General features: G+C 73.3%; 19 protein-coding genes and 1 pseudogene. 13 read left to right on the plus strand and 7 right to left on the minus strand.

The features are described 5' to 3' along the window. Together GNZ18_RS44200 and GNZ18_RS24220 are read left to right on the plus strand one after the other, a co-directional pair. Positions 1-93, plus strand: a pseudogene (locus tag GNZ18_RS44200) (IS982 family transposase); the annotation flags it as partial. Between the two features lie 70 nt (positions 94-163). Next, positions 164-358 carry a DUF397 domain-containing protein gene (locus GNZ18_RS24220; protein WP_156218866.1) on the plus strand — a complete coding sequence of 65 codons (195 nt, stop codon included), beginning with the start codon at positions 164-166 and terminating at the stop codon, positions 356-358. 4 nt (positions 359-362) lie between these two features. On the opposite strand, the gene GNZ18_RS24225 is transcribed toward GNZ18_RS24220, so the two are convergent. The 3 genes from GNZ18_RS24225 to GNZ18_RS24235 are packed head-to-tail and all read right to left on the minus strand — an operon-like array spanning position 363 to position 2207. Then, a complete protein-coding gene (locus tag GNZ18_RS24225; protein ID WP_156218867.1) occupies positions 363-620 on the minus strand; it encodes a hypothetical protein in 258 nt (85 codons plus the stop codon). A 10-nt stretch (positions 621-630) separates the two neighbouring features. Next, on the minus strand, positions 631-1731 hold the full coding sequence (locus tag GNZ18_RS24230) for a hypothetical protein (protein WP_156218868.1): 1101 nt from the start codon (positions 1729-1731) through the stop codon (positions 631-633). 38 nt (positions 1732-1769) lie between these two features. Then, positions 1770-2207 carry a YbaB/EbfC family nucleoid-associated protein gene (locus GNZ18_RS24235; RefSeq protein WP_173390879.1) on the minus strand — a complete coding sequence of 146 codons (438 nt, stop codon included), beginning with the start codon at positions 2205-2207 and terminating at the stop codon, positions 1770-1772. A gap of 453 nt (positions 2208-2660) precedes the next feature. On the opposite strand from GNZ18_RS24235, the gene GNZ18_RS24240 reads away from it, so the two are divergent. The 8 genes from GNZ18_RS24240 (at position 2661) to GNZ18_RS24275 (ending at position 11909) form a co-directional block, all read left to right on the plus strand. Beyond that, positions 2661-3329 (plus strand): DoxX family membrane protein, encoded by a 669-nt coding sequence (locus tag GNZ18_RS24240; protein WP_156218870.1) that lies wholly within the window; start codon positions 2661-2663, stop codon positions 3327-3329. 107 nt (positions 3330-3436) lie between these two features. Continuing rightward, positions 3437-4021 carry a sigma-70 family RNA polymerase sigma factor gene (locus tag GNZ18_RS24245; RefSeq protein WP_156218871.1) on the plus strand — a complete coding sequence of 195 codons (585 nt, stop codon included), beginning with the start codon at positions 3437-3439 and terminating at the stop codon, positions 4019-4021. Further along, positions 4018-4722: an anti-sigma factor gene (locus GNZ18_RS24250; protein ID WP_156218872.1), complete on the plus strand. Its 705-nt coding sequence runs from the start codon at positions 4018-4020 to the stop codon at positions 4720-4722. Before GNZ18_RS24245 ends, GNZ18_RS24250 begins: the two co-directional genes overlap by 4 nt. Before the next feature lie 165 nt (positions 4723-4887). Continuing rightward, entirely contained in the window at positions 4888-6231 is a 1344-nt protein-coding gene (locus GNZ18_RS24255; RefSeq protein WP_156218873.1) for a CHRD domain-containing protein, read from the plus strand. A gap of 75 nt (positions 6232-6306) precedes the next feature. Continuing rightward, complete coding sequence (gene aroA, locus GNZ18_RS24260) at positions 6307-7578, plus strand: 3-phosphoshikimate 1-carboxyvinyltransferase (RefSeq protein WP_156218874.1); 1272 nt, start codon at positions 6307-6309, stop codon at positions 7576-7578. Between the two features lie 71 nt (positions 7579-7649). Continuing rightward, a complete protein-coding gene (gene rsgA / locus GNZ18_RS24265) occupies positions 7650-8636 on the plus strand; it encodes a ribosome small subunit-dependent GTPase A (RefSeq protein WP_312874697.1) in 987 nt (328 codons plus the stop codon). A gap of 220 nt (positions 8637-8856) precedes the next feature. Further along, positions 8857-10407 (plus strand): serine/threonine-protein kinase, encoded by a 1551-nt coding sequence (locus GNZ18_RS24270; RefSeq protein ID WP_156218875.1) that lies wholly within the window; start codon positions 8857-8859, stop codon positions 10405-10407. After that, positions 10407-11909 (plus strand): FAD-binding oxidoreductase, encoded by a 1503-nt coding sequence (locus GNZ18_RS24275; protein WP_156218876.1) that lies wholly within the window; start codon positions 10407-10409, stop codon positions 11907-11909. Before GNZ18_RS24270 ends, GNZ18_RS24275 begins: the two co-directional genes overlap by 1 nt. Before the next feature lie 6 nt (positions 11910-11915). Here the strand turns inward: GNZ18_RS24275 and GNZ18_RS24280 are convergent, their stop codons facing one another. Further along, positions 11916-12767: a hypothetical protein gene (locus tag GNZ18_RS24280; RefSeq protein WP_156218877.1), complete on the minus strand. Its 852-nt coding sequence runs from the start codon at positions 12765-12767 to the stop codon at positions 11916-11918. A gap of 126 nt (positions 12768-12893) precedes the next feature. Here GNZ18_RS24280 and hisN point away from each other — a divergent pair, with 126 nt between their 5' ends. The 3 genes from hisN (at position 12894) to lhgD (ending at position 15254) form a co-directional block, all read left to right on the plus strand. After that, a complete protein-coding gene (hisN, locus tag GNZ18_RS24285; RefSeq protein WP_214616768.1) occupies positions 12894-13697 on the plus strand; it encodes a histidinol-phosphatase in 804 nt (267 codons plus the stop codon). A gap of 124 nt (positions 13698-13821) precedes the next feature. Next, positions 13822-14013: a tail-anchor membrane protein gene (locus tag GNZ18_RS24290; RefSeq protein ID WP_156218879.1), complete on the plus strand. Its 192-nt coding sequence runs from the start codon at positions 13822-13824 to the stop codon at positions 14011-14013. 32 nt (positions 14014-14045) lie between these two features. After that, positions 14046-15254, plus strand: coding sequence for an L-2-hydroxyglutarate dehydrogenase (gene lhgD / locus GNZ18_RS24295; protein WP_308165932.1), 1209 nt, complete (start codon positions 14046-14048; stop codon positions 15252-15254). A gap of 1 nt (position 15255) precedes the next feature. On the opposite strand, the gene GNZ18_RS24300 is transcribed toward lhgD, so the two are convergent. From GNZ18_RS24300 to GNZ18_RS24310, 3 genes are read right to left on the minus strand one after another with little or no spacing between them, the layout of a single operon-like run. Then, positions 15256-16611 carry a cytochrome P450 gene (locus GNZ18_RS24300; RefSeq protein ID WP_156218880.1) on the minus strand — a complete coding sequence of 452 codons (1356 nt, stop codon included), beginning with the start codon at positions 16609-16611 and terminating at the stop codon, positions 15256-15258. A 39-nt stretch (positions 16612-16650) separates the two neighbouring features. After that, a complete protein-coding gene (locus GNZ18_RS24305) occupies positions 16651-19587 on the minus strand; it encodes an AMP-binding protein (protein ID WP_156218881.1) in 2937 nt (978 codons plus the stop codon). Between the two features lie 23 nt (positions 19588-19610). Continuing rightward, positions 19611-19967, minus strand: a complete 357-nt coding sequence (locus GNZ18_RS24310; protein WP_312874698.1) for a DUF3054 domain-containing protein — start codon at positions 19965-19967, stop codon at positions 19611-19613. Between the last annotated feature and the right edge of the window lie 192 nt (positions 19968-20159).

Genomic DNA, 20159 nt, shown 5'->3' on the forward strand with positions numbered 1-20159 from the left:
TGCCAACGCATCTGCGCCCTCAACGCCGCGATCTGGCACAACTGGCTGACCCACGCCCCGATCAAACGATCACTGACCGCCTACGACCACTGACCAGACCACACCACAACCCCCATCAACGATCTAGCGCTTGTTTCACGGTGGTGCAGGGCATCTACCAGAGATGAAATCCATCGCGTGCACGGCACAGCCTGCCTGGCGCAAGAGCAGCCACAGCACCTCCACCGGAGGCGAGTGCGTAGAACTGACACGCCTTCGCGGGGGCGTCGCCGTCCGGGACTCCAGGGATCCGGACGGGCTCACGTTGATCGTCAGTCGTGACGACTTCGCCTCACTGGTGACCAGCCTGAAGCAGTAGCCCATCAGGTCCGCCAGGGGGACTTTCGCCAACGCCACCAGGCCCGGCCGACCGCAAACGCGCTCACCGGCAGGAGAACCGGCACCACGAGCACTGTCATCATGCGGTTGATAAAACCGAACTTCGTGGAAGTGTCAAAGAAAACACTGAGCACGACCATTGCGAGGCACAGCGCGAACACCAGTACAAAAGTGATCGATTCTCGTCGGAGTTCTTTTCGCAACACCTCTGGTTCTTTATATACCTTGCGATAGTGCCCCACGTCGCACCACCTACCCTTGAGGGAGTTCGCTCGGTTCGTCCCAGGTAATCTGCTTCGTGTCGACGAAAACGCCGCCCTGTGGGCTGACCTTGAGGCTGGCCCAGTCAAGCGAGCCCGAGATCATCAGGGCAGACCCTCCGGCCGCGACAGAAGCCAGGATGGCGAGCGTCCGAGCCACCGTAGCCCCTGTTCCGACTCCCAGAATAATGCCTTGAATCATGGTGAGTACTTTGAAGATGGGCCCTACGAACGGAAGGAACGAGGCGACATAGTAGGCGATGATCATGGCGAGGTTCGCGATCGCGAATCCGAAGGCGACGAGCTGCATGGTCAGCACCGCCTTGGTGAGCGTGTCGAGCGTCTCCTTATTCTTCGCCGCAGCGTCCTGGAGCTTCTTCGCGGCGGATTCGAACTTCGTCACCCATGCGTCGAATGCATCTTTCGAGCTTCCGCTCCAGCTCTTCTCTTCCTTGAAGGTGTCTTTGGTGTCCTCGCCGATACTGACCTTCTCTAGATGTCCGTGGGCAGCGTCCCACGCGTTGACCGACTTGATGAGCGCTTCGTCATCAGCCTCGGTCAGCAGCCAGATCACAATGGCGAGGATGGCCGTGGGCGCCATCGCCCTCGCGGAGGTCAGCGCGGTGAGCGTAGCGTAATGCCTGGGCTTCAGGGCCGGCAGCACAGGGAGGCTCCGGCTGAGAGGAACCGCCGCACCGATGCCGCCGACCGCCATCGCCTTGGCCTGAAGGCCGGAAAGCCCGGAGAGGGAACCGGAAGGAGTCTGATAGGAGAGCGCGGAGCTGGGAAACTTCGTGACCGAGCTCCTGTCGTCCGCACCGGCGAAGTTCTTGGCGACTGCGAGAAGGCCGTCGGAAGCGGCCTGCACGATGCTCGCCGCCTGCTTGGTATTGCTCGACACCGCGCTGCGCGAAGATTCGTAGGGGCCCGAGACCACGGCACCGAATGCCAGACCGAAGGCGTGGAACGGAAGCGGACAGTCCTGGTCGATATACTTCAACGCGGCATCCACGTTGGGCTTTGATCCGGCAAGAATCCTTCCACCTCCTTCCAGAATCTTGTCGCGATCCCCTTTGAACTGCCCTTCGCCCATTTACTCGTTCACCTTCCTGATCGACTCTAGGGGACCACCTAGAAGCGGTAGTTCGACTTCAGGTATTTGAGAGCGTCCTGGAGCGGGTCTCCGGACTGGCTGAGGTCGGGGACGGCGGATTGCATATCCGCGGAGACGCCCGGGAGGTTGCCGGTCATCATCTGGGCCAGATTCTCCCCGGCCAGAAGCGGCTCGGTCAGCTCATTGATCTTTTCCACGGCGTTCGCGGTCGCCGACCGCGTGGCATCGAGAATGGATTCCGTCAGGGCCTCGGCCCCCAGCCGCATGGCCTTCGGCTCAATGGCCAGTGACATCAGGTTGCCGGTCGGCCCCACGGTGGCCCTGACCTGTTCATCAGCCGCCGTCCCCTCCCCGGTGAGCTCCGCGAGCTGAGACTGGACATCCGTCGCATGCTGCAACTGCTCCTGGATGACCTTCATGTAGCGGTCGATTTCGGGGGTGCCCGTAGGTTCCATCGGAGCTCCAGAACATGACATCGCCGGAGGGTTCCAGCTCCGGTGGCGGCGGCAATTTCAGAGAAGGAATACTCTCACAGGCCGTTCCGAGTCGGACTCCCGACCTGCGCCGGCCCGCCTATCGAATAGTGAGCCGGATTGGGAATCAAGTTAGCATATTGGTTTGGGTCAAGTGGGCGTCAACCGATCTGAGGAGCGACGCATGTACCGTCCCACCTGGGGCGACGGACCGGAGGACGATATCTGAGGTCGATTTCGGTCTTTAGGAAGGCCGATAGAGGGCCGCAGGTCGGAGGATATAAACCATGGCACACCGCGCCATTCTTGGATTTTGGCCGTTATGTCGGAATGATCCATGGCGCGGGACGCCCACGGGGGCTGCCGGGGCGGTGGTCTTGGACGGGGTGGGGGTTGGTTTGCTTGAGGTGCGGTGCGGTGGGCATGTAGCGGAGCATGCGACCCATCACGACGTTGGCCCGTCCGTTCGTGGCGGCGCCCTTCATCATGTCCGGGCTGGACGCGCTGCGGGATCCGCGGGAGCGGGCCGAGCGGGTGGGCCCGGCGGTGAAGCCGCTCGCCGACCGGATCGAGTGGCTCCCGAAGGACCCCGAGGCGCTCGTCCGGCTGGAGGGGGCGGTGAGCCTCGGGACCGGCGCGCTGCTCGTGACCGGCAGGTTCCGGCGGCTGACGACGCTGCTGCTCGCCGCGCAGCTGCTGCCCGCGCTGGCGACCGAGCACCGGTACTGGACCGAGGACGACCCGGAGCGCCGCGCGAACGAGCGGTCCCACCTGCTGAAGAACGCGGGGCTGTTCGGGGCGCTGCTGATGGTGGCGGGCGAGCCGCGCCGGGCGCCCCGGCTCGCCGAGCTGCGGCGGCACGCGAGGGAGACCCAGATCAAGAGCAGCGCGGAGGCGAAGGCGCTGCGGCGGGAGGCCGCCGCGACGCTGAAGGACGCGCGGCGGGAGGCGGCGCGGCAGGTGCGGCAGGCCCGCGTGGAGGGGGCGCGCAAGGCGTCGAGGTCGGGCACCAAGGTGGCGAAGGGCGCGAAGGCGGCGCGGGCGGGCGCCACGGGGAGGGCCGCCAAGGCCGCCGCCAAGGGCAAGGCGCTGGCGGGGCGCTGACTTCCCGAAGAAAACCTTAAAAGAACCTCAAATCCGTTGAACCGCGCGTCGGTGTGGTCCCGTACTGCCCCCTGACCACACCATCGACGCGACGGAGACGCCCGGCCATGGCAGCACCCGGATCGACCGGACGCCGGACCGGCGGCCTGCGGAGCCTGATCCGCGGGCCCGTGACACCGGTGGACGACCACGACGCGGTCGTCGGCGCCTTGTACCGCGAGTACCAGCGGCCGCTGCTCACGTTCGTCTTACGGCTGACCGGCGACCGCCAGTGGGCCGAGGACGTCGTCCAGGAGACGATGATCCGCGCGTGGCGGAGCGCCGACCAGCTGGACGAGCGGGTGTCCCTGATGCCCTGGCTCGCCACGGTCGCGCGGCGCATCGTCATCGACAACCGGCGGCACCGGGAGGCCCGGCCGGTCGAGGTCGGCGACGGCCCGCTGGAGAACCTCCCCACGACGAGCGGGACGGACGGCATGGACGGTCTCCTGCGCAAGGTCGTCATCGCGGAGGCGCTCGCCTCGCTCTCGGACGCGCACCGCGAGGCGCTGACGGAGACGGTCCTGCGCGACCGGACGGTGAACCAGGCCGCCGAGGCGCTCGGAATCCCGGTGGGGACGGTCAAGTCCCGGGTGTACTACGCGCTGCGCGCCTTGCGCGTCGCAATGGAGGAAAGGGGCGTGACGGCATGAGCTCTCAGGTCGAGCACACCGATGTCGGCGCCTATGCGCTGGGCCTTCTGGAGGAGGCCGATCGCCGGGCCTTCGAGGAGCATCTCGGGGAATGCGAGGCGTGCGCGGCGGAACTCGGGCAGATGACGGGAATGGCCGACGCGCTGACCGGGATCGGTCCTTTCGTCGAGGCGGCCGAGGAGGGGCCGCCGGCGCCGGTCGTCGATCTGCGCCGGCGGCGGGCGGAGCGCCGGTTCCGGCGGGGGACCTACCTCATCGGCGTCGCGGCGGCGGGCGTGCTGCTGGCGACCGGGGTGACCATCGGGTCGGCGCTCGGGGGCGAGAGCCCGGGGGGCGATCAGCATTCCGCCCATTCTCCGGCGAGGGCCCTGGTCATCTGGGGTGAGCGCCATCAGGCGGCGAACCCGGGGACGGGCGCGTCGGGTGTCGTCGGGCTGGAGAGCAAGGGGTGGGGCACGCACGTCGGGCTGGAGTTGAAGGGCGTGAAGGGGCCGCTGAACTGCCACCTGGAGGCGGTGTCGCGCACCGGTGCGCGGAGCGTGGTCACCGGCTGGCGCGTTCCCGTCAAGGGGTACGGGGTGCCCGGTGCGCCCGATCCGCTGATCACCCACGGCGGCACCGGCATCGTGCGGGGCGATCTCAGCCGGTTCGAGGTGGTGGTGGACGGCGGTGGCCCGACCCTTCTCACCATTCCCGTCTGACCTTTCAAGCGACGCGTTTCCCGGCATGGCGCCCGCCATGCCGGGTCTTTTTTGCTGCACTCCAGGAAATGCGCGAAAAATGTTCTGGATCGGCTGAACCGTGCGGGGGCCCGCCGTCGTGCGACTGGGTGAAAGCACGATAAGAGCCGAGAATCGGAGCAGGACATGACCATTCGCAGAATCGCGATCCCGGCGGTCTCCGCCACCGCTCTCGTCGCCGCGGGGGCGACCGTGGCCGCCGCGGCGATGACCGGGGGCGCCCACGCGAAGGCGCCCGCGAAGCAGACGATCTTCCTGGCCGCGAGCCTGAACGGCGCCAACGAGGTGCCGGTCAACGGCGGGCCCGCCGCGGGCGACCGGGACGGGCGGGCCGTGGCGGTGCTGCGCGTCCAGGGCGACCGGCTCTGGTACGCGCTGCGCTGGCAGGACGTCGCGGCGCCGACCGCCGGGCACCTCCACCTGGGCGCCGCCGGGACGAACGGCGCCGTCAAGGTGCCGCTCTTCGCCGGGGCGCTGCCCGGAACGGCGAGGGCCGTGACGGGCACCGTCCGGATCACCGACAGGGCCACGCTGGACCGGCTCCGCGACGACCCGGGCGGCCTCTACGCCAACCTGCACACCGGCGAGTTCCCCGGAGGAGCCGTCCGGGGGCAGTTGCACAGGCTGAGCCGCCCCGTGGACCTGAACGGGGTGCTGAACGGGTCGGCGTCCCCGGAGCTGCGGTCGCTCGCGGACGGCGCGCAGGAGGTCCCGGCGGCGGACGGCAAGGCGACCGGCGACCCCGACGGCCAGGCGACCGGGTTCGCCCGCACCCGCGACGGGCTGCTGGCGTGGGGGTTCACGTGGTCGTCGATCGCGCCGCCGACGCTCGGTCACATCCACGAGGGCGCGCGGGGAAGCAACGGCGCGGTGGTCGCGGACCTGTTCGCGGCGCCGTCCGGGCTCCCCGCGCCGGTCACCGGCCTCGCCGGGGTGTCGCATGTCGAGCCCGGCGTCGCGGAGCGGATCGCGCGGCGGCCCGGCGGCTTCTACACCAACCTGCACACCGGCGAGTTCCCCGGAGGCGCGGTGCGCGGGCAGCTCGCCCCGGCCTCGGACCGTCCGGCCCGCGCGTTCGTCCGGCGGGTCGTCGCGGGCGCGCAGGTCTACCGCTGCACACCGCAGCCGTCCGGCGGCTACGCGTTCACCCAGGAGAACGTGGACGCGGTGCTGGAGGGCGGCATCCGGCACACGTTCGCGCGGCCGGGACCGGCCGGGCCGCCGCGCTGGGCCGCGGGCGACGGCAGCGCCGTGACCGGCACGGCCGTGGCGAAGACGCCGAACGGCGCGGGCAACATCCCCGAACTCGTCCTGGACGCGACCCCGACCGGCGACGGGCTGCTGTCGGGCACCGCGCAGATCCTCCGGCTGAACACCGCCGGCGGGGTCGCGCCGTCCGGGGCGTGCGACCCGTCCGCCACGCCTCTGGCCAAGGTTCCTTACAGGGCCGACTACGTGTTCCTGGGGTAGGCGTCACCGGGCCGGCGCGCCACGGGGTCACGCGCCGGCCCCGGCGTTCGGGGCGGGCCCGATAACCTTGTGAGCATGTCCTCACCGCACTGGCCGGCCCCGGTCGCGCACGGCCCCGTCGACGCCACGGTGCCGCTGCCCGGATCCAAGTCGATGACCAACCGGGCACTGATCCTGGCCGCGCTGGCCGAGGCGCCCGCGACCATCACGCGCCCGCTGCGCAGCCGCGACACCGAGCTGATGGCGGGCGCGTTGCGCGCGCTCGGCACCGGCGTCGGCGGGGACTCCGGAGACTGGCAGGTCGCCCCGGGCGAGCTGCGGGGCCCGGCGCGGGTGGACGTGGGGCTCGCCGGGACCGTCATGCGGTTCCTGCCGCCGGTCGCGGCCCTCGCGTCCGGCGAGATCGCGATCGACGGCGACCCGCGCGCCCGCGAACGGCCGATGGGCCCGATCGTCACCGCGCTGCGGGCGCTGGGCGCCGAGGTCGAGGACGCCGGACGCGGCGCGCTCCCCTTCACGGTGCGCGGGACGGGCGCGGTGCCGGGCGGGGTGGTGACGGTCGACGCGTCCGGGTCGTCCCAGTTCGTCTCGGGACTGCTGCTGGCCGCGCCGCGCTTCGAGAAGGGCGTGGAGGTCCGGCACGAGGGGGCGCCGGTGCCCTCCGCGCCGCACCTGGCGATGACGGTCCGGATGCTGCGGGACGCGGGCGCCACGGTCGAGACCGGCGAGAACGTGTGGCATGTCGCGCCCGGCGCCGTCCGGGCGCGGGAGTGGCCGATCGAACCGGACCTGTCGAACGCGGCGCAGTTCCTCGGCGCGGCGCTGGTGACCGGCGGCCGGGTGACCGTGCCGGGCTGGCCGCCCGAGACGACGCAGCCGGGCGACGCGCTGCGCGGGCTGCTCGGCGCGATGGGCGCCGAGGTGGCGCTCGGCCCGGACGGGCTGACCGTGCGCGGCCCCGGCGGGTTCGCCGGGCTGGAGGCCGACCTGCACGAGGTCGGCGAGCTGACCCCGGTGCTGGCGGCGCTGGCCGCGCTGGCGGACTCCCCGTCCCGGCTGACCGGCATCGCGCACCTGCGCGGCCACGAGACCGACCGGCTCGCGGCGCTGGTCACCGAGATCAACGGGCTCGGCGGGGACGTGCGGGAGCTGCCGGACGGCCTGGAGATCCGCCCGCGCCCGCTGCACGGCGGCGTGTTCCACACCTACGACGACCACCGCATGGTCATGGCCGCGGCCGTGCTGGGCCTCGCCGTCGACGGCGTCGAGGTGGAGAACCCGGCCACCGTGGGCAAGACTCTTCCGGGTTTCACCGATCTCTGGACGTCGATGCTGGCGAGCGGCTGACGCTCCACGACACAGACGGGACTGGACCACTGGCACGACGAACGCGCGACTACGACGAGGACGACGTCCGGGTGCGGCCCGGCCGCCGGGGGACGCGGCCGCGGACCCGGCGGCGCCCCGCGCACGAGGACGCCTCCACCGGGTTCGTCACCGCCGTGGACCGGGGCCGCTACCGCTGCCTGGTCGGCGCCGGGACGTCCGGCGAGCGCGCCGTCACCGCCATGCGGGCCCGGGAGCTCGGCCGCAAGGGCGTCGTCGTCGGGGACCGGGTCGCGCTGGTCGGGGACGTCTCGGGTGACGCCGACACGCTCGCGCGGATCGTCCGGGTCGAGCCGCGGACCTCCTCGCTGCGCCGCACCGCCGACGACACCGACCCGTTCGAGCGGATCATCGTCGCGAACGCCGACCGGCTGGTCATCGTGACCGCGCTCGCCGACCCCGAGCCGCGCCCCCGCATGATCGACCGGCAGCTCGTCGCCGCCTACGACGCGGGGATGGAGCCGCTGCTCTGCCTCACCAAGGCCGACCTCGCCGACCCCGCCGCGCTGGTCGCCGAGTACGCGCCGATCGGCGTCCCGTGGGTGGTGACGCGGCGCGGCGACGACCCGGCCGAGCTGCGCGAGCGCCTCGCCGGACGCACGAGCGTGCTGGTCGGCCACTCCGGCGTCGGGAAGTCGACGCTGGTGAACGCGCTGGTCCCGGACGCCGAGCGCGCGGTCAGCCACGTCAACGCGGTCACCGGGCGGGGGCGGCACACCTCCTCGTCGGCGATCGCGCTGGAGCTGCCCGGCGGGGACGGCTGGATCATCGACACCCCGGGCGTGCGGAGCTTCGGCCTCGCGCACGTCGAGCCGGAGCACGTGGTCAACGCGTTCGACGACCTCGCCGAGGGCGCCGCCGAGCGCTGCCCGCCGCACTGCGACCACCGGCAGAACGACTGCGGCCTGGACGGCTGGGTCGAGGACGGCCACGCCAGCCGCGCCCGCCTGGACTCCCTGCGGCGCCTGCTCGCCAGCCGCGACCCCGAGCAGCCCGGCACCCGCGCCGAGGGCGGCTAGCCGGCGCGTCAAGGCCCCGGCCCACCGCCCTCGCCTGGAGGCTTGTGCGGTGGAGGTGCCCAGGCGGGCGCGGCATCGTTTCGCGATCTTTCCGCCGCGGCCCGCCCCGCCGGTCGGCCACGCGCCCGCGTGACCGGTGAGGCCACTTCGACACACGCTTTGAGCCGCCGAACCGCCGGTACGCCCCGATCGCAGGCGGGACGTCGGTATCGTCCCTTGCATGGCCCAGGTGATCGCGACGCGTTACGAGCTGGTGGAGGTGCTCGGCCGCGGCGGGATGGGCGCGGTGTGGCGGGCCCATGACCGCACGCTCGACCGCGAGGTGGCGATCAAGGAGGTGGCGCTGCCGTCCGGGCTGGACGAGGCGCAGGTCGAGCGGTCCCACGCGCGCACGCTCCGCGAGGCGAGGTCGGCGGCGCGGCTCGACCATCCCGGGATCGTCACGGTCTACGACGTCGTGGAGGAGGACGGGCGGCCCTGGATCGTCATGCAGCTCGTCCGGGCGGAGGCGCTGGACGCCGTCATCGCGCGGGAGGGCCCGCTGCCTCCCCGGCGGGTCGCGGCGATCGGCCTGGACCTGCTGGACGCGTTGCGCGCCGCGCACGCCGCCGGGGTCGTGCACCGCGACGTCAAGCCGGGGAACGTGCTGCTTCCGCGCGGCCGGGCCGTCCTCACCGACTTCGGCATCGCGACGCTCGCGGGCGACGAGACGCTCACCCAGGCCGGGGCGATCGTCGGCTCCCCCGCCTATCTCGCGCCCGAGCAGGCCCGCCACCAGAAGGCGACCCCGGCGTCGGACCTGTGGTCGCTGGGCGGCACGCTCTACGCCGCCGTCGAGGGGCGCCCTCCCTACCGGCGCCCGGACATGTGGGGCCTGATGGCGGCGCTGCTGTCGGACGACCCCGACCCGCTGGAGCGCGCCGGGCCGCTCACGCCCGTCCTGCACGGCCTGCTCCACCGGAACCCGGACGAGCGGCTGCGGCCGGACGAGGCCGAGCGGCTGCTCCGCCAGGTCATCGACGCGCCCCCGGCTCCCCTCCCTTATGCGCTGCACGTTCCGCGTGATGTGACGCTCCCGCGGCCCGTCCCGCAGCCGACCCCACCGCCCGGTCCGGGCCCGCGGGGGACGCCGCCGCCGAGGCCCGCGCGCTGGGCGCTGATCATCCCGGCCGGGGTGTTCTCGGTGGCGCTGCTCGCCGCCGTCGTCGCGATCGTGGTCTTCGTCAACGGCGGGGGTGAGAGCGGGGACGGTCCGGGCGGGAGCCGCGCGTCCGGCGGTCCGCGAACCGGCTCGGCGGCGAGCGGAAGCGGCGTGCCCACCGGATACGAGCGGTTCCGCGGCTCGGAGTTCGTCGTCGCCAAGCCCAAGGGCTGGACGACCGACGGGTCCGGCGACGACGTCACCTTCAAGGACCCCTCACCCTCGGTGATCCGCGGCATCGCGATCCAGCGCCCCTCACTGGGCCTCGGCCAGAACAGCGACCCCGGGGACGCGCTGGCGACGACGGCGACCCAGTTCAAGAACGACTCCAGCAGCTACCCCGAGTACAGGCAGGAGAGCTTCACCCGGCACATCCCCTACCTGGGCGACCGGGCCGCCGAACTCCAGTTCGCCTTCACCAGGAACGGGAAGCCGGCACGCGCCCGGGTGCGGCTGTTCCGCCTCGACGGCGCGCTCTACCTGGCGCTCCTGGTGACCGAGCAGAAGAACTGGGACGCGAGCCTGCCCTATTTCGAGACGTTCCTGAGCACGCTGCGAAAGGCGTCCTGATGCGGAGGCGGACGGTTCTCAAGGCGGCGGTCCTGGCCCCCCTCGCCGCGTCGGGATGCGCGGACGGAGACAAGCCCGAGCCGAGAAGAAGGCCCACGCGGGCGGCCCGCCCCGCCGCCACGGCGACCCCCGCCGACTGGAACGCGCTGCCCAAGGACCTGGAGGGACGGCTCGTCCGCCCCTCCGACGACGACTACGACGAGGCGCGCCGCCTCTACATCCCCCGCTACGACTCCCGGCGGCCCCAGGGGATCGCCTACTGCGAGACGCCCGCCGACGTGAGCACCTGCCTGGCGTTCGCCGCCGCGCGGAGGGTCCCGGTCGCGCTGCGGTGCGGCGGCCACAGCTACGCGGGCTGGTCCACGGGCCCGGGGCTGGTCGTCGACGTCTCGCCGATGAACGCGGTGACGGTCGGCGGCGGGCGCGCGACCGTCGGCGCCGGCACCCGGCTGATCGACCTCTACGACCGGCTCGCCGCGCGGGGCGCGGGCGTCCCGGCGGGGAGCTGCCCGACGGTGGGGGTGGCGGGGCTGACGCTGGGCGGCGGCATCGGGTCGATGTCGCGCGCGTACGGGCTGACCTGCGACGTGCTGGAGTCGGTCGGCATCGTCACCGCGGACGGCCGCGTCCGGACCTGCGACGCGCACCGCGACCCCGACCTGTTCTGGGCGTGCCGGGGCGGGGGCGGCGGGAACTTCGGCGCGGCGGTCTCGTTCACGTTCCGCACGCACGAGGTGCACGAGGTCACGCCGTTCTTCCTGAGCTGGCCGTGGTCGCGCGCCGCCGAGGTGGTCCGGGGCTGGCAGGGGTGGACGCGGACCGCGCCCGACGAGGTCTGGACCTCGCTCCAGCTCCAGAGCGAGCCGGACGGGCCGACCCCGACCGTCGAGATCGCGGGGCTCGCGCTGGCGGACGCCGAACGCCACATCGGTCGGCTGACCGCCGCGATCGGCGCCGACCCCGTCTCCTCCACCGCGCGGAACCGCCCCTACATGGACGCGGTGCGGCTCTTGGGCGGCTGCTCCGGGCAGAGCATCGAGCAGTGCCACGGCCAGGGCACGCTCCCGGGGCTGCGCCCCGGCGGCGCCTTCCCCCGGACGGACTACGGCGGCAGGTCGCACGTGGCGTACCGGCCGCTACCGGACACGGCGGTCGCCGTCCTGCTGCGGCGGATGGAACTGGGCAACGGCGTCGCCGACCGGTCGGTGCTGATGGACGCGCTGGGCGGGGCGGCCGGGCGGGTCCGTCCGGGCGACACCGCGTTCCCGCACCGGGCCGCGCTGTTCTGCGTGCAGTACCTCGCGCCCGACCCCGCCTGGCTGGACGGGACGCACGGCGCGATGGAGCCCCACCTCGGCGGCACCGCCTACGTGAACTACATCGACAGCGGCCTGAAGGGCTGGGCGCGCGCGTACTACGGGCCCAACCTCGAACGGCTCGCCAAGGTGAAGGCGGCCTACGACCCGGACCGGCTGTTCGGTTTCCCGCAGGCGGTCGGCTGAGGCGGGCTAGTCCGAGGACGGCTCGCCGAACAGGGTCCGCGCCCTGGCCTCGGCCTCGTTCAGCGCCTTCACGTGCTCGGGCGCCAGCTCCTCGACGCAGCGGGTCATCTCCTCGGTGACCTGGCTGAACGCGCTCTCCTCCGCGCCGCGCAGCGCGGCCCGGACGCTGGCCGAGCGGGCGCCGAGCGCGGCCCACTCCAGCTCCAGCCGGGCGACGGCCTCGTCGAAGGCCCGCGCGGTCTCGGCGCCCGCGCCCTTCAGCTCGTCCGGAATCGGCCCCCGGCCCGCCTTGCGCGCGTGGCTGGACAGCGTCGAGATGCGGCTGGCCAGCGACAGCCCCTCGCGGGCCAGCGGCAGCACCTCGTGGATCAGGTCGGTCACCGCCTTGGCCAGCTCCTCGACCCGGGTCAGCAGCGTCTGCGTGGCCTCCTCCAGCGCCCCGGAGGTGCGCGCCGCGACCCGCTCGGCCACGTCCCGCTGCTGCTTGGACAGCACCGGCACGATGTCGTGGTCGAGGCGCCGCCGCAGCTCGCGCTCGCGTTCGGCGCGGTCGCCGGGGCCCGCGCGCTCGGTCCAGTCGGCCCAGACCCGCTCCATGCGCTCCTCCCCGGAGGCGGCGATCTCCGCCGTGATCTCCTCCAGGGCCTCCCCGGCGCGGGCCTTCAGCCGCTCCACCCGCCCGTACAGGGCCTCCCGTTTGAACGGGTCGTTCAGCTCGTTGAGCTGCGCCTGCAACCGGCGGGACACGTCGATGGCGTGCTCGGCGAGGGGGACGAGGCGGTCGGCGAGCTCGTCGAGCGTCTGGGCCCGGCGTGGGTCGGTCAGCTCGGCCACCCACCCGGGAAGGTCGTGCGCCATGGCCCCATGCTCCCATCCCGGCGCCCGCCGGACCGGTCGCGGCGCGCCCACCGGGACGACCGAAAAGCCGGAACCGCATGGGTACGTGTGTCGGCGCGCGGCGCGCTCAGGGTAGCGTTGCACGCCGTGGCGGGCTATTCCGATGACCTGCGTCTCGCGCATGTGCTGGCGGACGGGGCCGACGACATCACGACCAAGCGCTTCCGGGCGCTCGATCTGGAGATCGAGACCAAGCCCGACCTGACGCCGGTCAGCGACGCCGACCGCAGCGTCGAGGAGCAGATCCGCGGCACGCTGAAGCGCGCCCGCCCCCGGGACGCGGTGGTCGGCGAGGAGTTCGGCAGCACCGGCTACGGCAACCGCTGCTGGATCGTCGACCCGATCGACGCCACGAAGAACTTCGTCCGCGGCGTCCCGGTGTGGGCGACGCTGATCGCGCTGCGCGAGAACGACGAGATCGTCGTCGGGGTCGTGTCGGCGCCCGCGCTGAACCGGCGCTGGTGGGCGGCCCGGGGCGGCGGCGCCTGGACGGGCCGCAGCCTCACCCGCGCCACCCGCATGAACGTCTCGGCGGTGACCGAGCTGTCGGACGCGTCGCTGTCGTTCTCCAGCCTGAGCGGCTGGGAGGACCAGGGCCGCCTCGACCGGTTCCTCGACCTGACCCGCGAGGTGTGGCGGACGCGCGCGTTCGGCGACTTCTGGTCGCACATGATGGTCGCCGAGGGCTCGGCCGACATCTCCGCCGAACCCGAGGTGTCGCTGTGGGACCTCGCGGCGCTCCAGGTCATCGTGGAGGAGGCGGGCGGCATGTTCACCGACCTGTCCGGCGTCCCGGGGTGCGACGGCGGCAGCGTCGTGTGCACCAACGGCAAGCTCCACGCGGACGTCCTGCGCACCCTGGGCGGCGGCCAGCTCTCCCTCCGTATCTGAGAACCCCCTGCTCCCAGCGCTGTCATCCGCTTGCATACGAGATATATCGTGGATTGACGGCCGGACGCGGAACGACCGCGGAGCGGTGGCCGTTTCCTCGTTGAGAGCCCTCGGAGGTGCAGGGATGGGAAAGAAAGTCGTCTACGTCATCGGCGGAGTGGTGGTCTCGCTCATCGCCCTCAAGATCCTCGGCCCGCTGATCGCGCTGCTGATCGTGCTGGGCGTGGTCGCGCTGCCGGTCGTCGCGTACATGATGCTCGACCCGTCCCAGCGCAGGCGGGTGCGCGCCCAGGGCCGCAAGCGGCTCGGGAGCTGACCTCCGCGCACCGCCCCGCATAGGGTGCGGGTGTGGCGGAGACAGGAGCGGCGGCGGGGACGCGGACGGTCGGCGTGGTGGGCGCGGGGATCCTCGGGCTCGCCGTCGCGCGCCGGATCATCGAGACGCGCCCGGACGTGAAGGTGACGGTCCTGGAGAAGGAGGACCGGGTCGCCGCGCACCAGACCGGCCACAACAGCGGCGTCGCGCACGCGGGCCTGTACTACGCGCCGGGGTCGCTCAAGGCGACGCTGTGCCGGCGCGGGGCCCTGCTCCTCCGCGACTACTGCGCCGACCGCGACCTGCCCTACGAGGAGTGCGGCAAGGTCGTCGTCGCCCGCGACACCCGCGAGCTGGCCGCGCTGGAGGAGATCGAGCGCCGCGCGACGGCCAACGGCGTCCCGGGCCTGCGCAGGCTCAGCGGCGCCGGGCTGCGCGATGTCGAGCCGCACGCGGCGGGCGTCGCCGCGCTGCACTCCCCCACCACGGCGATCGTCGACTTCACCGCCGTCGCCCGCGCGTTCGCCGACGACGTGCGCAAGGGCGGCGGCGAGATCAGGCTCGGCTTCGAGGTCGTCCGGCTCCGCCCCGCGGGCGAGCGGGTCAGGGTCCTCTCCCGCGCCGGCGACCTGGTCGTCGACCGGCTCGTGGTCTGCGCCGGGCTCCAGTCCGACCGGGTGGCGCGGCTGGCGGGCGACTCCCCCGCGCCCGCGATCATCCCGTTCCGCGGCGAGTACCTCCGGCTCGTCCCGTCCAGGACGGACCTGGTCCGCGGCCTCATCTACCCGGTGCCCGACCCCCGCTACCCGTTCCTCGGCGTGCACTTCACACGCCGCGTGGACGGCGGCGTGGACGTGGGCCCGAACGCCGTCCTGGCGCTGGCCCGGGAGGGGTACCGGCGCCGCGACGTCCGCCCGGCGGACGTGTGGGAGACGCTCCGCTGGCCGGGTTTCCGCCGCCTGGCCCGCGCGCACTGGCGCACCGGCGTCCGGGAGATGTACGGGTCGGCGGTGCGGCGCGCGTTCGTGGCGGAGGCGCGGGCGTTCGTCCCTGAGCTGGCGGTGGAGGACGTGGTCCCCGCTCCCGCCGGGGTCCGCGCGCAGGCCGTGGACGCCGACGGCTCCCTGGTCGACGACTTCCGCATCGGCCGCCGCGGCCCGGTCACGACGATCCGCAACGCCCCGTCCCCGGCGGCGACGTCCTCGCTGGCGATCGCCGAGCACATCGTCGAGCGGCTTTGAGTCAGCGGTCTTCCAGCCGGTGCAGCCGGACGGGCAGGCCGTCCCTCGGCGAGGGCAGCGACGAGGTGTCCAGCGGCCATTCGTAGCGGCCTGGCACGCTCCAGCGGTAGCGCAGCAGAACCTGGTGCAGGATCGTCTTGACCTGCATGCCCGCGAAGTACAGGCCGATGCACTTGTGCGCGCCGCCGCCGAACGGCGACCAGGCGTACTTGTGGATCCGGTCCTCCCGCCGGTCGGGCGCGAACCGCTCGGGGTCGAACCGCTCGGGGTCGGGCCACCAGTCGGCCATGTGGTGGTTGGTCAGCATCGGCACGACCACGGTCGTGCCCGCCGGGATGTGGAAGCCGAGGATCGAGGTGTCCTTGACGACCCTGCGCGGCAGCGCCGGGACGGGCGCCACCATCCGCAGCGACTCCCGCATGACCATGTCGATACCGGTCAGCGCGTCCAGATCCCCGTGACCGGGACGGGACGTGCCGAGGGCGAACGACTCCTCGCGCAGGCGCTCCTGCCACTCCGGGAACTTCGCCAGGTGGTAGGCCATCGTCGACAGCGTGATCGTGGTGGTGTCGTGCGCCGCCATCAGCACGAAGATCATGTGGTTCACGACGTCGTCGTCGGTGAACCGGTGGCCGTCGTCGGTCTCGGCGGCGCACAGCGCGGCGAACAGGTCGTCGCCGCCGTCGCGGCGCTTGGCGGGCAGGTGGCGGCGGAAGAACTCCTCCAGCACACGGCGGGCCTGGAGGCCCCGGTGCCAGCGCAGCCCCGGGACGGGGAAGCGCACGTAGGCCGTCCCGGCCCGGACGGCGGCGATGAACGCGCCGTTGACCCGCGCGCGCTCGGCCGGGTCCAGCTCGACGCCCATGAAGGTGTCCACCGCGAGGTCGAGGGTGAGGCGCTTGACGTGGTCGTAGACCTTGAACTCGGGGCCGGGCTCCCAGGCGTCCACGCCCCGGGCGATGCCGGGGGCCATCACGTCCATATAGCTGCGGAGCCGCTCCGGGGTGAACGCCTGCTGCATGATCCGGCGGTGGTGCAGGTGCTCCTCGAAGTCCAGCAGCATCATGCCGCGCGCGAAGAACGGGCCGATGAAGTAGCTCCAGGCGGGGCCGTTCGCGAACGCCTTGTCCCGGTTGACCAGCACGACCTCGGCGGCCTCCGGGCCCTGCACCGTGACCGTCCGCTGGCCGAGCAGCCACCCCCACGCGACGGGCCCGAACTCCTCGTACCGGCGGCGCGCGTGGTGGAAGGGGCGGCGCATCACCTGGAACGTGTTGCCGATGTAGGGGATGCCCGGCACGCCGGGGACCGCCTTCAGGCCGCTGCCCTCCGGCGGCGGCGCGAGCACGCTCGTCATGGACCCTCCGGGGGGCGGCGTCGCTGAGTAAGTCCTAATTTACCGGGTGCCCCCCGGTCGAAGATCACCGGTCGGCGGACGGTACGCGCCGCCCCGCTCCCGGACGAAGGTGCGGCCGTCCCCGCCCGCGGGAACGCCCTGATCGCGGAGCGGCGCCGTGCGCGGCCTTCCCTCGGCGGTGACGGGGATCTCCTCCACCACGCGGACGATCGCGGGCCGCGCCGCCGGCTCCACCCGCAGCAGCGCCTCCGCCAGGTCGGTCGCCTTCAGCTCGGCGCCCTCGCGCAGCGTCACGGCGGCCGCGACCAGCTCGACCCCGCCGTCCGGGACGCCGTAGACCGCGACCGCGTCGATGGCGGGCAGGTCGCCGAGCGCGTCCCTGACCGGGCCGGGCGGGACGATGCCGTCCGCCGTGCGGATCAGTTCGGCGTCGCGTCCGGCGAGCCAGAAGTCGCCGTCGGCGTCGCGGCGGAACAGGTCGCCGGTGGCGGTCCAGGCGTCGTCGGGCGCGAACACGCCGCGCAGGACGCCGCGCGCCGCGCCCAGCGCCGACAGCCGGACGCGCGCCAGCAGCATCCCGGTCTCGCCGGGCCCGCACTCGACCGCGAACCCGTCCGGGCCCTCGGCGAGGCGGCCGCGCTCCAGGTCGTAGCGGGCCAGCCGGACGGCCCCGCCGCCCGGCATCGGGCGGCCCACCGAGCCCGGCTTGCGCCCGCTGAGGTTCACCAGGATCGTCTCGCCCTCGGTGGCGGCGTAGAACTCCAGGACCCGCGCCGGGGCGAACCGCTCCTCCACCCGCCGCCACAGCCCGCGCGGCATGCCCGACCCGATGAACAGCCGGACGGCGTGGTGCCGCTCCCCCGGGTGCGGGGGCGCGTTCACGAGGTCGCCCAGCAGCGTCCAGGTGTAGGACGCGACGGTCACGCCGTAGCGGCGCGCCTCGTCCCAGAACGTCTCGGGGTCGTAGGCGCTCGCGAGCGCGAGCCGGGCGCCGCCCGCGACCGCGCCGCCGAGGCTCATCAGCAGCGCGGACGGATGCTGGATCGGGGTGATGCTGAACACCGTGTCCGCCGGGGACAGCGCGGCGGAGGAGGCGGTCCCGAACGCCGACAGCGCCCACCGCCGGTTGGTGATCCGGTTCGCGCGCAGCGTGTCGCCCTCGCCGCCGAACACCACGAACGCGAGATCACCCGCGCACCCCGGATTGGGCCGGTACCACCCCGGCACCTCGACCTCGCCGGGGTCGATCAGCTCCATGTCGGGCAGGCCGCACTCCGCGCGCCCCTCGGAGCCGCGCCCGCCCAGCAGATGCGCCTGGACGCCCTCCAGGCGCGCGGCCTCCGCGGCGTGCTCGGGGTCGGCGATCACCCGGGCGACCCCGGCGAGCCGCGCCTCCGCCGCCGGGTCGCCGCCCGGACGCAGCAGCACCGCGACCGCGCCGAGCCTGCTGAGCGCGGCGACCAGCGCGAGCGCGGTCGGGCGGGTGCCCATCAGCACCCCGACGGCCTCGCCGGGCCGGACACCGATGTGGATCAGCCCGCGGACGACCGCGTCGATGCGGGACCTGGCCGCCTCGTGCCGGTGGGCGCGCCCCCGGTAGAGGAAGAACACCTCGCCGGGCATGCGCTCGGCCTGCTCGTCCAGCAGGAGGCCGAGGGACATGCGGGTGTCGGCGTGGATGCGCTCCAGCCTCGCGAGCCGGGGCATGTTCCGCGCCGCCTCGTCCGCGAACCGGCGGGTGCCGCGCACCGCCCGCGCCGCCGCCCCGGCCACCGACCGGGCGGCGCCCGTCCCGACGCCCATCGCGAGCTGGAGGCCGTAGCCCGCCGGCCCCCCGGGCAGGCCCGCGGGCGGGGCCTCCTCGTCGCCGGTGACGGGCCGGACGATCTCGGGGAGGTCGCCCTCGCCCTCCCGCCAGCGCGCCCAGGCGGCGACGGCGGGCCACGTCCGGCCGACCGCGAGGCTCCCGACGACCAGCCCGAAGTGCCCGGCGCGCAGCGACGCCTCGTACACCGGCGCGCGCGGCGCGGCCCGCCGGATGCCCCGGACCATCGGCGGCGCCGCGATCTCGTCCACCTCGCCGACGAACGCGAGCACCGGGCAGGTGATGTCGGCGAGCGTCACGAGCCGGTCGCCGATCACGAACCCGCCCGTGAGCATCCGGTTGTGCTGGACGAACTGCCGGACGAACTCCGCGAGCGCCGGGCCCGGCCACGACACCCAGCCCTCCCGTTCGAGGAAGCGCCGCTGCCGCTCGCGCTGGGCGAGCCGCTCCCGGTCGTGCAGTTGCAGGACGAACTCGACCCGCGACCGCACCGACTTCACCGGGCTGAGCATCTGGAACCCGATCCGGGTCACCCACCCGGGCACCGCGAACGCGCCGAGGAGCCGGTCGGGGATCCGCCCGGCGCCCTCGGTCGCGATCCAGCCCGGCAGCCCGAACGGCAGGCCCACGCTGGTGTCGGCGGGGCTGCCGAACGTCACGACCGACCCGATGCCCTCCCCGCGCCGGTACGCGGCGGCCTGGTAGACGAACATGCCGCCCTGGGAGTATCCGGCGAGGTGGACGTCCCGTCCGGTGATCGCGCGGATCCGGTCGACCGCGTCGCTGATCGCGAGGACGTGGTCGGTGATCGTCCGCTCCAGCCCGCCGGGCTCGCGCTCGGGCGCGCCGAAGTCCACCACCCAGGGGTCGGTGCCGAGCCGCCGCAGCACCGCGACCGCGCTGACCCGCGAGGAGATGTCGTAGACCTCCGCGGTGATCATCAGCGGCGGCACGAGCAGCACGACGGGCCCGGCGGCCGACTCGGGGAAGTAGTGCCGCAGCCGGTACACCCGCTGCTCGGTCACGACCTCGCTGGGCGAGGCGTCCTCGTCGGTGTCGAGCCCGCCGAACCGGGCGACCTCCAGGGCGTTCTGGGCGGTGGAGCCCAACCGGGCCCCCAGCCGGATCAGCGAGCGGGCAGGAGACGGCATCCTCGACCTCTCAGGGGGGGGCGTCACGTCCGTTGCGGTGCGAGCCGGGTGCCCACGGCCCGCCAGCCGAGCAGCACCAGCGCGAGGAAGGCCAGCGCGACCAGGACGAACGCGAACGCCGTCCCCTGCCCGGACACCACCCGCAGCACCATGCCCACCACGACCGTCGTCATCCACACCCCGACGCCGACGGGCGCCAGCCCGCCCGGCCGCCGCCAGGCGCGGACGACCCCCCACCCCGCCGCGAGCCCCACCAGGAACGGCCACGCGGTACCGGCGAACCCCGCCACGCTCCCGGCCTCCTCGTGGGAGGCGCGTCCGATGGCGACGAAGACGAGGACGCCGCACACGTCCAGCAGCCCGGCCACAAGATTCCGCACACGACAACAGTAGGCCCGCCCCGCGAGGGGGCGCCCACCGGGCCGAGACCAGAGCGTTCGACGGCGGAAGTGGAATTCAACGAACGCGCGGCCCTCGGCATTCGGCCGCGATCACCGGTGAAGGGACCCGTGCGAATCGACGATCACCCGGCGCACGGCGCCACATCGCTCGCCCGCGACCGCCTGGGCTCG

Origin of the sequence: Actinomadura litoris, assembly GCF_009733595.1 — a bacterium.
GTDB classification, from domain to species: Bacteria; Actinomycetota; Actinomycetes; order Streptosporangiales; family Streptosporangiaceae; genus Spirillospora; species Spirillospora litoris.

Excerpts from the sequence above, each read along its gene's own strand:
- GNZ18_RS24230 (WP_156218868.1), bottom strand. The coding sequence starts at position 1,731 with ATGGGCGAAGGGCAGTTCAAAGGGGATCGCGACAAGATTCTGGAAGGA.
- GNZ18_RS24235 (WP_173390879.1), bottom strand. The coding sequence starts at position 2,207 with ATGGAACCTACGGGCACCCCCGAAATCGACCGCTACATGAAGGTCATC.
- GNZ18_RS24305 (WP_156218881.1), bottom strand. The coding sequence starts at position 19,587 with ATGCCGTCTCCTGCCCGCTCGCTGATCCGGCTGGGGGCCCGGTTGGGC.
- GNZ18_RS24275 (WP_156218876.1), top strand. The coding sequence starts at position 10,407 with ATGCGGAGGCGGACGGTTCTCAAGGCGGCGGTCCTGGCCCCCCTCGCC.
- GNZ18_RS24280 (WP_156218877.1), bottom strand. The coding sequence starts at position 12,767 with ATGGCGCACGACCTTCCCGGGTGGGTGGCCGAGCTGACCGACCCACGC.
- GNZ18_RS24290 (WP_156218879.1), top strand. The coding sequence starts at position 13,822 with ATGGGAAAGAAAGTCGTCTACGTCATCGGCGGAGTGGTGGTCTCGCTC.
- GNZ18_RS24220 (WP_156218866.1), top strand. The coding sequence starts at position 164 with ATGAAATCCATCGCGTGCACGGCACAGCCTGCCTGGCGCAAGAGCAGC.
- GNZ18_RS24255 (WP_156218873.1), top strand. The coding sequence starts at position 4,888 with ATGACCATTCGCAGAATCGCGATCCCGGCGGTCTCCGCCACCGCTCTC.
- GNZ18_RS24250 (WP_156218872.1), top strand. The coding sequence starts at position 4,018 with ATGAGCTCTCAGGTCGAGCACACCGATGTCGGCGCCTATGCGCTGGGC.
- GNZ18_RS24300 (WP_156218880.1), bottom strand. The coding sequence starts at position 16,611 with ATGACGAGCGTGCTCGCGCCGCCGCCGGAGGGCAGCGGCCTGAAGGCG.
- aroA (WP_156218874.1), top strand. The coding sequence starts at position 6,307 with ATGTCCTCACCGCACTGGCCGGCCCCGGTCGCGCACGGCCCCGTCGAC.
- GNZ18_RS24240 (WP_156218870.1), top strand. The coding sequence starts at position 2,661 with ATGCGACCCATCACGACGTTGGCCCGTCCGTTCGTGGCGGCGCCCTTC.
- GNZ18_RS24270 (WP_156218875.1), top strand. The coding sequence starts at position 8,857 with ATGGCCCAGGTGATCGCGACGCGTTACGAGCTGGTGGAGGTGCTCGGC.
- GNZ18_RS24245 (WP_156218871.1), top strand. The coding sequence starts at position 3,437 with ATGGCAGCACCCGGATCGACCGGACGCCGGACCGGCGGCCTGCGGAGC.